We start from the raw sequence: 14,757 nt of genomic DNA on the forward strand, positions 1-14,757 counted from the left end.
AGGTAGCACAGTAGGGTCATGGCTACCTCAACATCACGAGAAGCATCGCAGCTGACCAGGATTCGCGAGGACCTCTGGCAGACCCGCCTCGACACACCGTTCCCCGGGTTGACCACCCACGCCTACCTGTGGCGCGGCCCGAAGGGCAACGTGCTGTTCTACAGTCCCGCCACCGACGCCGATTTCGCCGCGATCGACGCCCTCGGCGGGGTCCACGCCCAGTACCTGTCACACCTCGATGAAGCGGGCCCGAACCTGGCCCGCATCGCCGACCGTTTTGGTCGGCGGCTGCACGCGCCGGCCGCCGAAGTCGCCGACATTGCCAAGCACGGGTCGGTGGATGTGCCCGTCGAGCCCGTGCGGCACGTCGACGACAACCTTGTCGAGGTGTTGCCCACGCCCGGTCATTCCAACGGCAGCACAAGCTATCTCGTGACCGGCGTCGACGGGCAGAAGTATCTGTTCACCGGTGACACGATGTTCCCGACCGGTGACGGCACCTGGTCCACGTTCCTGGTTCCGGGCCGGGGTGACGCGGCGGCGCTTCGGCGGAGTGTCGACCTGCTGGGCAGCGTCGAACCAGACGTCGTGGTCGCGAGCGCGTTCGGCGGCGAGGTCGCGTTCGAGGAAGTCGACCGCGGGCGCTGGTCGGAGATCGTGGAGGAGGCCCTCGCCAGCGTGCCGGCTTAAGCCTCCTTGTGCGGGGGCCGTTGGTCCGTGGGGTCGTCGGGATCGGGATCGCCGAACCACCGCCACGGCGTGTGCGTCGTGTAGGTGTCGTGCCAACTCCACCATTCGTACGGCGGGCTCTGCGGATAGCCCTCCGGCGAGTCCTCCCAGTCCTCCTGCCGACCGAGCGCGGTTATGTCGAGAAGGTGCCAGGTGCCGACGAAGATCTCGTCACCGCGGCCGTTGATGAAGTAGGTGCGGAAGATCCGGCCGTCGTCGTCCCGGATGAACGCGTTGGTGCCGTGCCAGTTGTCGACGCCGAAGTCCTTGTCGAAGGCCGCATCCTCGGTGGGGAGGATGGTGAACCACGGATGTCGCCACTCCATCTTCGCCTTCATCCGCTCGAGGTCGGATTGCGTTGCGCGCGAGGCGTAGACGAACGTGGTGTCCCGCGCGTTGAGGTGTGCGAGGTGGGGAACGTGGTCGGCCATCAGTGAGCAGCCGGTGCACCCGTGTTCGGGCCAGTCGCCGGTTCCCGGTTCGATGAAGGCCCGGTAGACGATGAGCTGACGGCGGCCGTCGAACAGGTCGAGCAGGCTGACCTTGCCGTCGGGACCGTCGAACACGTAGTCCTTGTCCACCGCCAGCCATGGCATGCGCCGGCGCTGCGCGGCCAGTGCGTCGCGGGCACGCATCACCTCCTTCTCCTTGACCAGCATCTCCTGCAGCGCGGCGTCCCATTCGGCTGCGGTCACGACCGGTGGAATCTTCATCAGGCGGCCTCCAATCCGCTCTTGAGGTTGGCGAGCTTCCATGGCCAACCGCCGGAGATAAGCTGTCGGACAGTGCTTTCCGACGGGAAGTCATCGTGGGTAACGGTCAGCTTGACCATGCCGTTGTCGACGGGATCGAGCTCGAAGGTGACCTTGGACCGGCGCTCGGCCGCGGCCTTGGCGATCGTCTCCTCATCCAGGCCGAGTTGGGTCAGTTCGGGCACGAAGGCATGGAAGGTGAACGCGAGGCGACGGTACGGGTCGGACTCCAGGATCACCTGTTCGGGGTCCGTGATCTTCAAATCGCCGTCGGCCCAGACATACTGGGATCCTTTCTCCCAGTCCGACACGAGCCCGTGGCCCATATAGCGCTCGGAGAACGCCGGGTCGGTGATGGCCTGCCAGAGCCGTTCGGGCGTGGTCCTGATGTAGGTGGTGTAGACGAATTCGGGGCTGGCGCTCATGGGTTGGGTCTCCAATGCTGTCTTGAGGTCCGCGAGCGTCTGCACCCGCGCGCGGTCGTACTGATTGATCCAGCGGTCGGCGATGGCGTTGATCGGCTCGGCGTTGAGGTAGTGCAGTTTCTCTCTCCCCCGCCATACCGTGGTGATGAGGTTGGCCGCCTCCAGCACGGCCAGGTGCTTGCTCACCGATTGCCGCGCCATCGACAGTTCTGCGCACAGGTCGCGCAGGCTCTGGCCGTTGCGCGCGTTGAGGCTGTCGAGCAGCAGGCGCCGACTCGGATCCGCCAGCGCCCTGAATACCTCGTCCATCTCCGCTTTCGCCATCGTCATGCAGTCATCTGGCTGCATGTTTCCGACAATAGGCAGCCGCATGGCTGCATGTCAAGAATGTGTGGCAGGCTCGCCTCGTGGAGCTGCCGACCCCCGATCCGGACATGGCCCACCTCGCCGATGTCGTGCCGTCGGTTTTCGCCGCGATGGGTGTCGATGGCTTCGAGGCGCCAATCCTCCTGCCGGGCGACGTCGCCGGCGCATGCGTCTTGCTGATCGACGGACTCGGCGCAGAGCTGCTGGACACCTACGCCGCCGATGCGCCGGTGCTGGCCGGCCTGCGGGGCCAGACACTGAGCGTCGGCTTTCCCTCCACCACCGCCGCGGGGCTGGCCGCCATCGGCACCGGATTCCGCTCCGGCGAGCACGGCCTGGTCGGCTACTCCTTCCGCCTGCCCGAGGCCGGCGTGGTCAACGCGTTGCGCTGGCGTCCGCACCCGTGGGGCGACGACCTCCGCAAGACGGTGCCACCCGAGCAGGTGCAGCCGCTGCCGACGACCTTCGAGCGGGCCGCCTCGGCGGGCGTCGCGGTCAGTGTGATCTCCGGCGCCGAGTTCACCGGATCGGGGCTGACGCGCGCGGTGCTGCGCGGCGGGCGCTACATCGGCGTCCACGCCCTCGGTGACCTGGCGGCGAACGTCCGAAAAACGTTGTCCGACGGTGGGTTCTGCTACGCCTACCACAGCGAGCTCGACCTGCTCGGCCACCTTCACGGACCCGGTTCGACGCCCTGGCGCATGCAGTTGCGCCAGATCGACCGGCTCGTCGAGTCGGTGGTCGAGGCGCTGCCGTCGGGCGGTCTGCTCGCCGTGGTGGCCGATCACGGCATGGTCGCCGTCGACGAGGCCGACGTCGTTGACGCCGACGCCACCCCTGCGCTGGTCGACGGCGTGCAGGCGATCGGCGGGGAACCGCGCGCCCGGCACATCTATATAGCGGACGGCGCTGGGAACGACGTGCTCGCCGCCTGGCGGGCCACGCTGGGCGAACGGGCCTGGGTGGTGTCGCGTGAGGAGGCGATCGCCGCCGGGTGGTTCGGCCGGACGGTCGGCGATGCGGTCCGACCCCGCATCGGTGACGTCGTCGCGGCGGCGCGCGGGTCCGCGGCGGTCGTGCGGCGGACCGTCGAACCGCTCGAATCTTCGCTGATCGGACATCACGGGTCCCTGACTTTCGCTGAGCAGGCCGTTCCTTTGCTGCTTGCGCATAGTTGACCCATTGATATCAATATCGCGGTCAGCCGTGTAATGCATTGACTGACAACTGATTTAGCGGTTAACAGGGCGGGCGTATGTTCTAATCGATTGCTGTAGTGACCAATTCGATGACAGCAATTGATGTTGCTCAGCAGTGTCGAAAGTGGATCGAACACAGCCATTTTCGTGAACTGCGCAACTGAGCGCATCGCTTGTGAACGTGATCACAGATTTTGGTGGCTTACAAACCGACCTAGTAACGTCCGGCCGCATGTTTGCTACAGTTGCGCTGTTGACGCTTGTGAATCAGGTGTCCGGCACGCCGTACGTCTCGGGTGGGGACTCTCCCGCCGGTACGGACTGTTCCGGACTGGTCTCCTGGGTGACCAACGCGGCGACCGGCCGCTCCGTCTACGGAGACCGGTTCCACACCGGCAACATCGAGGGCGAACTGCTGGAACGCGGGTTCCAGTACGGTTCTGCGCCCGGTGCCCTGGTGGTCGGCTGGAACGGTGGCCACGCCGCGGTGACCCTGCCCGATGGCACTCCCGTCTCGTCCGGCGAAGGCGGCGGAGTGAAGATCGGCGGTGGCGGCGCCTTCCAGGACCAGTTCACCAACCACATGTTCCTGCCCGTGCCGCCCGAGCAGCCGCTGGACCCGGCGGCCCCGCCGCCACCGGGGGCTCCGGTGGTGCTGATGGCCGGCCAGGCGCCGCCGCCTCCTGGTGCGCCGCTGCCGCCTCCGCCGGTCGACCCGTTCGCGCCGCCCCCGCCGCCTGGTGCGCCGCTGCCTCCCCCGCCTCCGCCCGGTGCGCCGCTGCCGCCTCCGCCGGTCGACCCGTTCGCGCCGCCGCCGGCACCGGTCCCCCCGCCGCCGCCCGGGGCCCCGCTGCCTCCGCCTCCTCCCGCCTGAGGCGAAGACCGGCCCGGATAGCCTCTGCGGCGTGATCGTCCTACTTCCGCCGTCGGAGACCAAGCGGGCCGGTGGCGACGGGCCACCCCTGCGGCTGGACACGCTGAGCGCGCCGGATCTGGGCCCGCTGCGCACCGCACTGGTCGACGAACTGGTCGAGTTGGCCGGTGACCGAGCGGCATGCCGGCGCGCGCTCGGACTGTCTGCATCGCAGGACGGCGAGATCGACCGCAATGCGCAGCTCCGCAGCGCGCCGACGCTGCCGGCGATCGCCCGCTACACCGGAGTGCTCTACGACGCCCTGGACGTCGAATCGCTGCGGGGCGCCGCCGCGGCCCGGGCACGGGCGCGGCTCGCCGTGGGTTCGGCCCTGTTCGGCCTTCTTCGCGCCGATGACCCGATCCCGGCCTACCGCCTCTCGGCGTCGTCGAAGCTGCCCGACCGGCCGACGCTGGCCGCCCGGTGGCGTCCGGTGCTGGAACCGGTGCTCGCGAAGTTGGCGGCCGAGGAACTGGTGGTCGATCTGAGATCGGGTTCCTACGCGGCACTCGGCCGGCTGCCCGACGCCGTGAGTGTCGACGTCCTCGCCGAGCACGCCGACGGCAGGCGCAGTGTGGTGACTCACTTCAACAAGGCGCACAAGGGGTGGCTGGCCCGGGCGCTGGCAACCACGAGGTCCGAACCCGACGACGCCGGTGCGGTCGCCGCCGTCGCCCGCCGCGCGGGGATGCGCATGGAGCGCCGCGGCGCCGAACTCACGATCGTCGTGCCCGCCTAGATCGGCGTGATCAGGTCCGAGGTGTAGAACTCGGCGGGCTTCTGGGAGAACGCATCCGGCCGGCTGATGAACAGCCATGCCCCCGTCGCGCCCGGTTCGATGTTGTCCTGCAGCGTCACCGATCCGTTGCCCGCCGCGTCGATCTGCATGGAGGCGAGCGCGACGCCCGGATCGCCGCCCCAGCACGTCACCGACGACGGCTTCGGCGCCTGAATGAGCCGGACGTCGTAACGGATGTTCGGGATGGCCGTCGCGATCTGCACGTCGGCGGTCACCGTCGAGCCGTCGGAGCGGATGACGGCCTGCGGCCTGGCGTAACCGGCCGGCCCGTCGTACTCGTTCTTGCTGAAATCACACCGCCGCAGCCACTGGGCGAACGGCATGAAGGTGCCGCCGTCAGCCGTGTCGGCCGACGCGTCACCGGCGGCCAGCGTCGGTCCGATCGGGGCCATGACGGCCAGTGCGGCTGTCAGAGCCAGAAGCTGTGTCGTTCGGCGCATCGTTCGTCCCCGTTCCTCGTCCTCGGCGGCCCCGCGTGCGTACGGGGGATTGACCAACGCCGTAACGGTAAACCACCGCTTCCCCGTACCGTGGTGGCATGACGGTGTTGCCGGATCTGGGCATTGTGCGCAAGAACCTCGGCCGCAGCCTGTTCGGTATGGTTGCCGGGCCCGAAGGCCCCGCCAATCGTGCGCGCATCCACGAGACTCCCGGGCCCCGCTGGTTCGGCGACGACCGCCCGATCCGCCGGGTGCACGCCGACGCGTCGATGTTCGTCGGCGGTCTGCGCGCGCTGTTGCTGCAGTCGTTGCACCCACTCGCGATGGCCGGCGTCGCCGAGCACTCCGACTACCGCGGCGACCCGTGGGGTCGGTTGCAGCGCACCAGCACGTTCCTGGCCGTCACGACGTTCGGCCCGGCGGCCGACGCGCAGCGCGCGGTCGACCGGGTGCGGGGCATTCACCAACGGGTGCGCGGCACCGCGCCGGACGGCAGGACGTATCACGCCGCGGATCCGCACCTGCTGGAGTGGGTGCACATCGCCGAGGTCGACAGCTTCTTGATGGCCCACCGGCTGTACGGCGAGGCGCAGCTCGATCAAGCCGGCCGCGACGGCTATGTCGCCGACACCGCCCGGGTGGCCCTCGCGCTGGGTGTCCCCGACCCGCCCCGCACCGAGGCCGAACTGGCCGAGCACATCGAGCGGTTCCGCGCCGAGTTGAGCGGGACGCCTGCCGCGCGCGACGCAGCCCGCTTCCTCTTGCTGACACCCCCGCTGCCCATCGCCGCCAGGGCGCCCTACGGCGTTCTCGCGGCGACCGCGGTCGCGATGTTGCCACCGTGGGCGCGAATGCCTCTGATGCTGCCGTATTTTCCGCCGATCGAGTCGACGGTCATCCGGATGTCGGGGCGCGTCCTGGTCGGTGGGATCCGCTGGGCGATGACGGCCGGCGGTTAGTCGCGGCACTCGACGACGTCGTACGCGCCGTCGGCGTACCGCGCGCGGATCACCTTCTTGTCGAACTTGCCGACGCTGGTCTTGGGCACCTCGTCGATGAACGTCCAGCGCTCCGGAACCCAGAACCGCGCCACCTTGTCGCTGAGATGCTTCCGTAGTTCCTCGGCGGTCACCGAAGCATCCCCCTCGGTGACCACAGTCGCCAACGGTCGCTCCTGCCAGCGTTCGTCGGGCACCGCCACGACGGCGGCCTCGAACACCGCAGGGTGCTCCATGATGGCCAGTTCCAACTCCACCGATGAGATCCACTCGCCGCCGGACTTGATGACGTCCTTGGCGCGGTCGGTGAGCGTGATGAAACCCTGCGGGTCGACCCTGCCGACGTCGCCGGTGCGCAACCATCCGTCGTCGAACTTCGCCGGATCGGCGTTGCGGTAGTACGACCCGGCGATCCACGGACCGCGAATCTCGATCTCGCCCACGGCTTTTCCATCGGTGGGCAACACGGCGCCGGCGTCGTCGACGATGCGGATCTCGACCCCGCACAGCACGCGGCCCGCCGAGGCGCGCAGCGTCCAGTGGTCGGCGCCGGTGACCTCCGGCGGCGGCGTCGCGATCGCCGCCAGCGGCGAGGTCTCGGTCATCCCCCAGCCTTGGCGGATCATGACGCCGTAGCGCTCCTGGTACTCCTTCATCATCGCCAGCGGCACGGCCGAGCCGCCGCAGCACACCGTCCGTAGCGAGGAGATGTCTCGGCCGGGGTTGGCGTGCAGGTACTTCAGCACGTCGTTCCAGATGGTGGGCACTGCGGCGGCCACCGTAGGTCGGTGCCGTTCGATCATGTCGACCAGTGGGGCGGCCTGCAGGAAGCGGTCGGGCAGAAGGGAATCGGCGCCCGCCATCATCGCCGCATAGGGTTGGCCCCACGCGTTCGCGTGGAACATCGGCACCACCGGCAGCACCCGGTCGCCGTCGACGAGGCCGATGTTGTTGGCCGCGCACACCGCCATCGAATGCAGGTAGCTCGACCGGTGGCTGTAGACAATGCCTTTCGGGTTTCCCGTGGTGCCGCTCGTGTAGCACATCGCGGCGGCGCTCTTCTCGTCGAGTTCGGGCCAGTCGTATTCCAGTGGCCGCCCCTCGAGCAGGTCGTCGTATCTGATCACGGTGCGCCCCGATGCCGTGAGCGGATCGAGATCGCCGTCGCCGACGGCGACCACGGTGTGCACCGTGGACAGTTCGCCAAGGATGGGTGCCAGCAGAGCGGCGAGCGACATGTCCACCAGCACTACGGAATCCTCGGCCTCGTTGGCGATGAACGCGATCTGGTCGCCCGAGAGCCGGATGTTCAGGGTGTGCAGTACCGCGCCCATGCACGGCGCGGCGAAGTACGTCTCCAGATGCTCCTGGTTGTTCCACATGAACGTGGCCACGCGCTGGCCGGGCGTCACTCCGAGTTCGCGCAGCCCGTGGGCCAGCTGCGCGACCCGGGCCCCCAGTTCGCCGTAGCTGATCTCACGGTGCCCGTCGGGGGTCACGGTGATGGCCTTGCGGGTGGAGTGCCACCCGGTGCCGTGCCGCAAAATCCCCGTCACGGTCAGCGGGAAATCCTGCATCGTGCTGTCCATGAGCATCCCCCTGGGCGAGTCGGTAGCGCCATGATTGTCGAAGTGACGCGCCGTCGGACGCGAAATGGGCAAAGGCGCGGATAGCATCTGCTGCCATGGGCCAACCCAGCTATGCCGCGCCGCGGCCCCCGAAGCCACCGGTATCCGGTGCCGACATTGCGATCTCGATCACCGTGCTGGTGCTCACCGCGCTGATGATCGCGGGCGGCGCGGTCATGGGCCTGTTTTCGTTGGCGTTCCTGGACTACTGCCCGCCGGAGACCTGCAGCGCACAGGGCGCGGTGAACGCGGTCGGCACCGCGCTGTTCGTCGCTGTCGCGATCGGCGTGGTCGGCCTGACCGCGACGGTGGTGCAACTGGTTCGCCGCAAGCGGGGCTGGCCGTTCGCGGTGGCGACCCTGGTGCTGTGCGTGCTCGCGTTCTTCTTCGGCGGGATGGCCTACAGCATGGCCGTCAGCTGAAAGCGGCCACGGCGCCGCGACATTGGCCTACCGTTTGCATCGTGGAACCGCACCCGGCAAAAGCCCCCGACCTGGTACCGGTCGAGGCACTGCGCTCAGGGGACCCGATCACCGACGTCAACGGTGGCGGTCAACATTATCTGGTGTTGGAGGCCAAGGACCTCGGCGAGGGCTGCGTCGTGCTCGAACTGGAGTCCAAGGCCAACGATCAGCTGCGGGTGATCGAGATGTCGTTCCCCGCCGGATACGAGATGGGCAGATCGGCCCGCCGTTGGTAGCGCCGCGCGTGTGCACTCGGTCGGCCGACGTCGTGAGGAGTGCAGCGTGCTGCGAGATATCAGGGACCTGACCGATTCGCCGGCGGAGTACGCCGAAGAACTGCGCAGGCGGTGGGGCGGCCTGCTCAGCTACCGCTACATCGGCCGCAGCTATGCGTCGATGGACCTCGTTCCCGACGACAACACCGTCACGCTGCGCAGCGACATGCGCAACGCCGGCGGCGGGCTGCTGTTCGCCGTGCTGGGCATCTGCGCGCCCGAAAGCGGCCACATGTCGGACCTGGAGGCAGTGCCCAACCCGGTCATCCACTCCTGCCAGATCCTCGACCCCGGGCGCGACGTGCGTCGCATCGAGATCGTGTCCGAAGAGCTCAAGGTCGGCAGGCAGATGGGCTACAGCCGAGCCAAGATCGTCGACGCGGATCGGCCGGCCCGGGTGCTGGCGCTGATCGAGGGACAGGGTGTCAGCATCGGAACGCCGCCCGACGGCCTCGAACGGATGGAGGCCAATCCGTTGGAGGTCGTCGACTCCCCCGACCTGCCCCCGCTGTGGCAGGTGTTCGGCGGCCACCGCCGACCCGACGGCAACTGGGGGTTGCCGGAGCTGGCCGTCGAGGTCGCCTCACCCGATGCGGCGCTGCACATCGGGCCGCAGTTCGTGATCCTCGAAACCGCGGCGCTCGACGCCGCGGCGACCGTCGCCGGGACCGACCGGCTGCAGGGTGTGTCGTGCCATGTGATGTTCCTGGCGCGAGGCAAGGCCGGGCCGTTCCGGGTGGAGGCCGAACCCATGACGGGAGCCGACGGCACCGTGGCGGTGCGGGTGGTGATGTCCGACGAGGGCGCCGGCGACCGGCGCGTCACGGCCGGGTCCTACGTGTTCCGCGCGGTATAGCGGCACAGGCCGCCGACGCGTCGTGAGACAATCTGGGCATGGTTGTCGCAATCGCCCGCCCGAAGCTCGAAGGCACCGTCGCCGTGGGGGAAGACCGTCAGATCGGATTCGCCGAGTTCGGTGACCCGCAGGGCCGTGCCATCTTCTGGCTGCACGGCACCCCCGGCGCACGCCGCCAGATTCCGATGGAGGCCCGGGTCTTCGCCGAGAAGGCGAACATCAGGCTGATCGGCGTCGACCGCCCCGGCATCGGCTCGTCGACACCGCACCGCTACGACACCGTCGGCGCCTTCGCCGAGGATCTGCGCACGATCGCCGACACCCTGGGCATCGACCGGATGGTCGTGGTCGGCCTGTCCGGCGGTGGCCCTTACACGCTCGGGTGCGCGGCGGCGATGCCGGACCGCGTCGTGGCCGTCGGTGTCATCGGTGGCGTCGCCCCGACGGTCGGCTCCGACGCGATCGCCGGGGGGCTGATGGGTAACCTCGGCACGCGCGTGGCGCCACTGCTGCAGTTCGCCGGGAGACCGATCGGGCTGATCGCGTCGGCGCTGATCAAGTTCATCAAGCCGGTCGCCTCACCGGCCGCCGATCTGTACGGGCGGGTGTCGCCGGAGGCCGACCGCCGGTTGCTCGCCCGCCCGGAGATCAAGGCGATGTTCCTCGACGACATCCTCAACGGCAGCCGCAAGCAAATGGCCGCGCCGTTCTCCGACATCGTCGTCTTCGCCCGCGACTGGGGTTTCCGGCTCGAGGAGATCAGGGTGCCCGTGCGGTGGTGGCACGGGGACGCCGACCACATCGTCCCGTTCGCCCACGGCGAGCATGTGGTCTCGAAGCTGGCCGATTCCGAGCTGTATCCGATGCCGGGCGAGAGCCATCTCGCCGGGCTGGGCCGCGCGGAGGAGATCCTCCAGACCATGGTCAAGGTGTGGGACGAGTACGCCGGCCCCTAGCCCCCGGGCGGCGACCGGCGCCGCGCCCCGGTCAGCGATTCAGCCAGCCTGCGACGGTGTCCAGGTCTCGGCTGTACGCCATCAAGGTGTCGTCGTGGTACAGCGCTCCCCCGCTGATCGCGTCGGAGCCACGCCAGATCACCTGGACCCGTACCGGGGTGCGCGTGAAGTAGTCGGTGCGGTCGGCGTCCCTGCGATGCCATCCGGCCTCCACGGCGCGCTGGGACAGGTTCTCGCGCTCGGTTGCCGTCATTTGGGTGTTCCTCCTGTGTCGCACGGGTACGTTATCGGATCCCCGTAACGGCGCAGCGAGAGGAGGTCTCGATGGGCGTCGATCGCGCAGGGCGATCCGAACCGGACGTCCCGACGCTGGGCGTCGAGGAGGAGTTCTTCCTCGTCGATCCGGGCACCCGTACCCCGCAACCGCGTGGCGGTGAGGTCATCGCCCGTGTCGCCGACGACGCGCTCGAGTTGATCTCCGGTGAGTTCGCGCTGCACCAGCTCGAGGTCAGGACGCCGCCGTGTGCGGACACCGACCAGCTGCGCGCCGAGCTGGTGGGTGTGCGCGCCGCCGCCAACACCGCCGCGGCCGCCGAGGGCCTGCGGTTGTGCGCGTCGGGCACCCCGGTGATGACGGACGGGCTGGCCCTCGCGATCGGCGACCATTCCCGGTATCGGGCCGGGCGTGCGCAATACCGCGCGATGCTCGACGACTTCGCGGTCTGCTCGGTGCATGTCCACGTCCACGTGCCCGACCCTGAGCTGGCGATCCGGGTCTGCAACCACCTCAGGCAGTGGCTGCCGACGCTGCTGGCGGTGAGCGCGAACTCGCCGTTCAGCGACGGCGCCGACACCGGATACGCCGACTGGCGGGCCGTCGTCAGAAGCCGGTTCCCGTGCCTGGGCCCTCCTCCCTACGTCGAGTCGCTGCGTCACTACGAGGAACTCGCCGCGGCGATCGCCGAGTCAGGCGCGATGCTGCACGCGCGCATGCCGTTTTGGGATGTCCGTCCCAATCCGGTGTGGCCCACGGTGGAGATCCGCACGATGGACGTCGCCGCCGATGTCGACGACACCGTCGCGCTGGCGACCATGGTCCGGGCACTGGTGATGACGGTCGCCGAGCAGGCACTCGCGGGTGACCCCGGTCCGGCGCTCGCCGGCGAACTGCTGCGGGCGGCCTACTGGCGCGCCGCGCGCGACGGGTGGTCCGGCTGCACCCTCGACCTGTTGACGGGCCGGCTGCTGCCCGCGTCCGTGCAGGCGGCGCGGCTCGTCGACTACATCGGGCCCGCGCTGGCCGCCTGCGGTGACACCGAAACGGTGTCGGCGTTCATGAGCCGGCGGGCCGCGCTGGGCAGCGGCGCGGAGATGCAGCGCGCCTCGGCCGCGCGGCACGGCGACCTCAAAGGTGTGGTGGACGACCTCATGGATCTGACGGCGCGAAGGTGACGACCAGGACGTCGCGGCGGGCCGGGCGCGACGGATCGCGCGGCCGGATCGGCGTCACCCCGTGCAGACCGCGGCGGTCGTCACCCAGCAGCAGCGTGCCGGGTTCGGTCAGGGTGATCGACAGCAGCCGACGGCCGGCCATGTCGCAGACGGAGCTTTCGCCGCCCTCGGCGTTGTCGCGGCCGACCAGCAGCGAGGTCACCAACGTGACTCCGTCGCGGTGCAGCCCCTCGGGTGTGGCCTCACCCCCGCCGTCGGCCGTCGCGAGCACGCGGAACGGCGTGACCTTCACGCTCCACCGGGGGACGTCTGCGAGCATCGTGGCCATCGCGCCGAGCAGCCGCAGGTAGTCCCGCACCAGCGGCTCGGCGGTGAACGCGTCGGTCAGCGGTTCGAAGTGGCGCTCGTGCCCGACGTAGAGCGGGTTGGAGTCCTCGGGTTGCACGAACGCGTCGTGGGTCCTCGGCTCGATGCTCCCGTCGCCGGGAGTGAACAGGAAGTGCCCGTAGCGCCGCAGGCGCCGGGTGCCCAGTTCCGCGGCGTAGGGATCGGCGCTCAGCTCGTCCCAGTGACGGCTGAACCCGTGCCAGGCGTCGGGCCCGACACCGAGGCGCCCGTTGAGCTCGGCGGGCGCCATCAGGTAGAAGCCGTCGGTGGCCAGTTGATGTTGCGCGAGCGTCATGACACCGGCGGGGTTACCCGTAGCGGCGGCGGACTAAAAGTGCTCGGCGGTCAGCTCAGTGCGCGGCGCAGCAGGTGCATCGCGACGGCGGTCGACCGGTCGCGGATGTCGGCTCGGTTGCCCGGCATCCGGATGGTCCTAGTGATGGTGGGGCCGTCGGTGCGCTTCAGGCTGAAACACACCGTGCCGACGGGCTTTTCGGGGGTGCCGCCGCCCGGCCCCGCGATTCCGGTTGTCGCGACGGCGGTGTCGGCGCCGAAGCGGCGCAAGGCGCCGTCGGCCATCGCCTCGGCGACGGGCTCCGACACCGCGCCGTGGGCGGCGATCAGGGCCGCGTCGACGCCGAGCAGATCGGTCTTCGCCTCGTTGGCGTAGGCCACCACCCCACCCGCGACGTAGGCCGACGACCCCGCGAGATCGGTCAGCCGCGCGGCCAGCAGGCCGCCGGTGCACGACTCGGCCGTGGCGATTCGGCGCCCGGCGAGCAGCGCGGCGACCTGCTCGTCGACGCTCGAGCCGTCCTCGGAGAAGATCTCGTCGCCGTGGCGTTCGCGCAGCAGCGCCATCAGCTGCGCATACGACTCGGCCGCGTCGGGTTCGTAGCGGGTCACCATCTCGACCTCGCCGCGGCGCAGGCAGGTGGTGATCTCCAGGCGGTCGAAGCCGGCCACCATGCGTTCGGCGTCGCGCAGCGTGTCGGCGAGGCCGGACTCGGGCAGCCCGAACATCCGCACCATCTCCTGGCGATAGGTGGTGCGACCCGCGATCGCCTCCTGAACCGCGGCCGTCTGCAGCGCGCGCGGCCACATCGGCTGCAGTTCGCGCGGCGGGCCGGGAAGCACCACGACCGTCGGCTTGCCCGGCACCACGACACCCGGTGCCGTGCCCACCGGATCGAGCACCTGCGCACCCTCGGGCACCATGGCCTGTTTGCGGTTCGACGCGCGCACGGCCTCGGCGTCGACGTTCGGGAAGCGAGCCATCAGCCGGGCCACGATGTCGCCGATCTTGGCCTCGAGTCGGTTGTCCAACACCAGGTTTCGGCCCGCGAACCGGGCGACCGTCTCGACTGTCATATCGTCGGCGGTCGGTCCGAGCCCGCCGCTGGTGACGATCAGGTCGACGCCCTCGTCGGCGAGGAACTTCAGCTGCGCCTCGATGTCGGCGGGCCGGTCGCCGCAGATGGTGATGTGGGCCAACTCGACGCCCAACTCGAGCAGCCGGTCGGCGACCCACGGCCCGTTGAGGTCCTGCACCCGGCCCGTGAGGACCTCGGTTCCGGTAACGACGATGCCCGCGCGTGCGCTCACGAGCTACGACACTACGCACCCCGGACGGCGACGAGGCGCAGCGGTAATGTCGTTACCCATGACGGCGCCGAAGTCGCTTCGCGAGTTGTTCGATCAACTCGGGCTCTCCGAGGTGCCCGGCGCCGAGGGCACGGTGGTGATGGAGATGCCCGTGGACGAGCGCACGGTCAACACCGCAGGCGGGTTGCAGGGTGGCCTGATCGCCACCATGGCCGACGTCACCGCCGGTCAGCTCGCCGCGCGCGTCACGCCCTTCGGCCACGCGATCGCCACCACCGATCTGTTCATCCGCTACCTGCGGCCCATCAAGGTCGGGCCGGCTCGTGCGGTCGCACGCATCCTGCGGACCGGTAAGCGCTCGGTGGTCGTTCAGGTGGACATCTACCGCGGCAACGACGACGAGGTCGGCGCGACGGCGACGGTGAACTTCGCGGCGGTCGACTGATACCCGCGAGTGTGGACTTGAGGCACGTTTCGGCGCGCTAAGCGTGCCGGTAATCCACGTTCGCGGGA

General features: G+C 69.4%; 18 protein-coding genes. 11 read left to right on the forward strand and 7 right to left on the reverse strand.

The features are described 5' to 3' along the window. Nucleotides 1–18: 18 nt before the first annotated feature. The gene (locus tag ABGB19_RS13595) at nucleotides 19–690 is read left to right on the forward strand and encodes an MBL fold metallo-hydrolase (RefSeq protein WP_347686479.1); all 672 of its coding nucleotides are present in this window, start codon (nucleotides 19–21) and stop codon (nucleotides 688–690) included. Here ABGB19_RS13595 and ABGB19_RS13600 read toward each other — a convergent pair. Both ABGB19_RS13600 and ABGB19_RS13605 read right to left on the reverse strand, forming a co-directional pair. Then, nucleotides 687–1,442: a DUF899 domain-containing protein gene (locus ABGB19_RS13600; protein ID WP_347686480.1), complete on the reverse strand. Its 756-nt coding sequence runs from the start codon at nucleotides 1,440–1,442 to the stop codon at nucleotides 687–689. The two genes, ABGB19_RS13595 and ABGB19_RS13600, sit on opposite strands and share 4 nt — an antisense overlap. Next, nucleotides 1,442–2,215, reverse strand: a complete 774-nt coding sequence (locus ABGB19_RS13605; RefSeq protein ID WP_347686733.1) for an SRPBCC domain-containing protein — start codon at nucleotides 2,213–2,215, stop codon at nucleotides 1,442–1,444. The genes ABGB19_RS13600 and ABGB19_RS13605 overlap by 1 nt, the downstream gene beginning before the upstream one ends. 98 nt (nucleotides 2,216–2,313) lie before the next feature. On the opposite strand from ABGB19_RS13605, the gene ABGB19_RS13610 reads away from it, so the two are divergent. From ABGB19_RS13610 to yaaA, 3 genes are all read left to right on the forward strand, one after another. Beyond that, nucleotides 2,314–3,450 carry a nucleotide pyrophosphatase/phosphodiesterase family protein gene (locus ABGB19_RS13610; protein WP_347686481.1) on the forward strand — a complete coding sequence of 379 codons (1,137 nt, stop codon included), beginning with the start codon at nucleotides 2,314–2,316 and terminating at the stop codon, nucleotides 3,448–3,450. 253 nt (nucleotides 3,451–3,703) lie between these two features. Further along, nucleotides 3,704–4,345 (forward strand): NlpC/P60 family protein, encoded by a 642-nt coding sequence (locus tag ABGB19_RS13615; protein WP_347686482.1) that lies wholly within the window; start codon nucleotides 3,704–3,706, stop codon nucleotides 4,343–4,345. 31 nt (nucleotides 4,346–4,376) lie between these two features. Then, nucleotides 4,377–5,123, forward strand: coding sequence for a peroxide stress protein YaaA (gene yaaA, locus ABGB19_RS13620; protein WP_347686483.1), 747 nt, complete (start codon nucleotides 4,377–4,379; stop codon nucleotides 5,121–5,123). Here the strand turns inward: yaaA and ABGB19_RS13625 are convergent. After that, the gene (locus tag ABGB19_RS13625) at nucleotides 5,120–5,575 is read right to left on the reverse strand and encodes a hypothetical protein (RefSeq protein ID WP_347686484.1); all 456 of its coding nucleotides are present in this window, start codon (nucleotides 5,573–5,575) and stop codon (nucleotides 5,120–5,122) included. The genes yaaA and ABGB19_RS13625 overlap by 4 nt on opposite strands. Before the next feature lie 146 nt (nucleotides 5,576–5,721). On the opposite strand from ABGB19_RS13625, the gene ABGB19_RS13630 reads away from it, so the two are divergent. Continuing rightward, on the forward strand, nucleotides 5,722–6,582 hold the full coding sequence (locus ABGB19_RS13630) for an oxygenase MpaB family protein (RefSeq protein ID WP_347686485.1): 861 nt from the start codon (nucleotides 5,722–5,724) through the stop codon (nucleotides 6,580–6,582). On the opposite strand, the gene ABGB19_RS13635 is transcribed toward ABGB19_RS13630, so the two are convergent. Continuing rightward, entirely contained in the window at nucleotides 6,579–8,210 is a 1,632-nt protein-coding gene (locus tag ABGB19_RS13635; RefSeq protein ID WP_347686486.1) for a fatty acid--CoA ligase, read from the reverse strand. The two genes, ABGB19_RS13630 and ABGB19_RS13635, sit on opposite strands and share 4 nt — an antisense overlap. A 95-nt stretch (nucleotides 8,211–8,305) precedes the next feature. Here ABGB19_RS13635 and ABGB19_RS13640 point away from each other — a divergent pair, with 95 nt between their 5' ends. The 4 genes from ABGB19_RS13640 to ABGB19_RS13655 are packed head-to-tail and all read left to right on the forward strand — an operon-like array spanning nucleotide 8,306 to nucleotide 10,800. Further along, the gene (locus tag ABGB19_RS13640; RefSeq protein WP_347686487.1) at nucleotides 8,306–8,671 is read left to right on the forward strand and encodes a hypothetical protein; all 366 of its coding nucleotides are present in this window, start codon (nucleotides 8,306–8,308) and stop codon (nucleotides 8,669–8,671) included. Nucleotides 8,672–8,712: 41 nt separating this feature from the next. Next, entirely contained in the window at nucleotides 8,713–8,949 is a 237-nt protein-coding gene (locus ABGB19_RS13645; RefSeq protein WP_347686488.1) for a hypothetical protein, read from the forward strand. Nucleotides 8,950–8,995: 46 nt separating this feature from the next. Further along, on the forward strand, nucleotides 8,996–9,844 hold the full coding sequence (locus tag ABGB19_RS13650; protein ID WP_347686489.1) for a hypothetical protein: 849 nt from the start codon (nucleotides 8,996–8,998) through the stop codon (nucleotides 9,842–9,844). A 38-nt stretch (nucleotides 9,845–9,882) separates the two neighbouring features. After that, on the forward strand, nucleotides 9,883–10,800 hold the full coding sequence (locus ABGB19_RS13655; RefSeq protein WP_347686490.1) for an alpha/beta hydrolase: 918 nt from the start codon (nucleotides 9,883–9,885) through the stop codon (nucleotides 10,798–10,800). Between the two features lie 31 nt (nucleotides 10,801–10,831). On the opposite strand, the gene ABGB19_RS13660 is transcribed toward ABGB19_RS13655, so the two are convergent. After that, nucleotides 10,832–11,053 (reverse strand): hypothetical protein, encoded by a 222-nt coding sequence (locus tag ABGB19_RS13660; RefSeq protein WP_347686491.1) that lies wholly within the window; start codon nucleotides 11,051–11,053, stop codon nucleotides 10,832–10,834. A 71-nt stretch (nucleotides 11,054–11,124) separates the two neighbouring features. Here ABGB19_RS13660 and ABGB19_RS13665 point away from each other — a divergent pair, with 71 nt between their 5' ends. Beyond that, complete coding sequence (locus ABGB19_RS13665) at nucleotides 11,125–12,252, forward strand: glutamate--cysteine ligase (RefSeq protein ID WP_347686492.1); 1,128 nt, start codon at nucleotides 11,125–11,127, stop codon at nucleotides 12,250–12,252. On the opposite strand, the gene ABGB19_RS13670 is transcribed toward ABGB19_RS13665, so the two are convergent. Both ABGB19_RS13670 and ABGB19_RS13675 read right to left on the reverse strand, forming a co-directional pair. Further along, nucleotides 12,227–12,934 carry a 2OG-Fe dioxygenase family protein gene (locus tag ABGB19_RS13670; protein WP_347686493.1) on the reverse strand — a complete coding sequence of 236 codons (708 nt, stop codon included), beginning with the start codon at nucleotides 12,932–12,934 and terminating at the stop codon, nucleotides 12,227–12,229. The genes ABGB19_RS13665 and ABGB19_RS13670 overlap by 26 nt on opposite strands. Nucleotides 12,935–12,984: 50 nt before the next feature. Continuing rightward, nucleotides 12,985–14,244 (reverse strand): competence/damage-inducible protein A, encoded by a 1,260-nt coding sequence (locus ABGB19_RS13675; protein ID WP_347686494.1) that lies wholly within the window; start codon nucleotides 14,242–14,244, stop codon nucleotides 12,985–12,987. 58 nt (nucleotides 14,245–14,302) lie between these two features. Here ABGB19_RS13675 and ABGB19_RS13680 point away from each other — a divergent pair, with 58 nt between their 5' ends. Beyond that, nucleotides 14,303–14,689, forward strand: a complete 387-nt coding sequence (locus tag ABGB19_RS13680) for a PaaI family thioesterase (RefSeq protein ID WP_347686495.1) — start codon at nucleotides 14,303–14,305, stop codon at nucleotides 14,687–14,689. Nucleotides 14,690–14,757: the final 68 nt, after the last annotated feature.

The sequence above is a fragment of the Mycobacterium sp. B14F4 genome (genome assembly GCF_039871645.1).
Lineage (GTDB): Bacteria > Actinomycetota > Actinomycetes > Mycobacteriales > Mycobacteriaceae > Mycobacterium.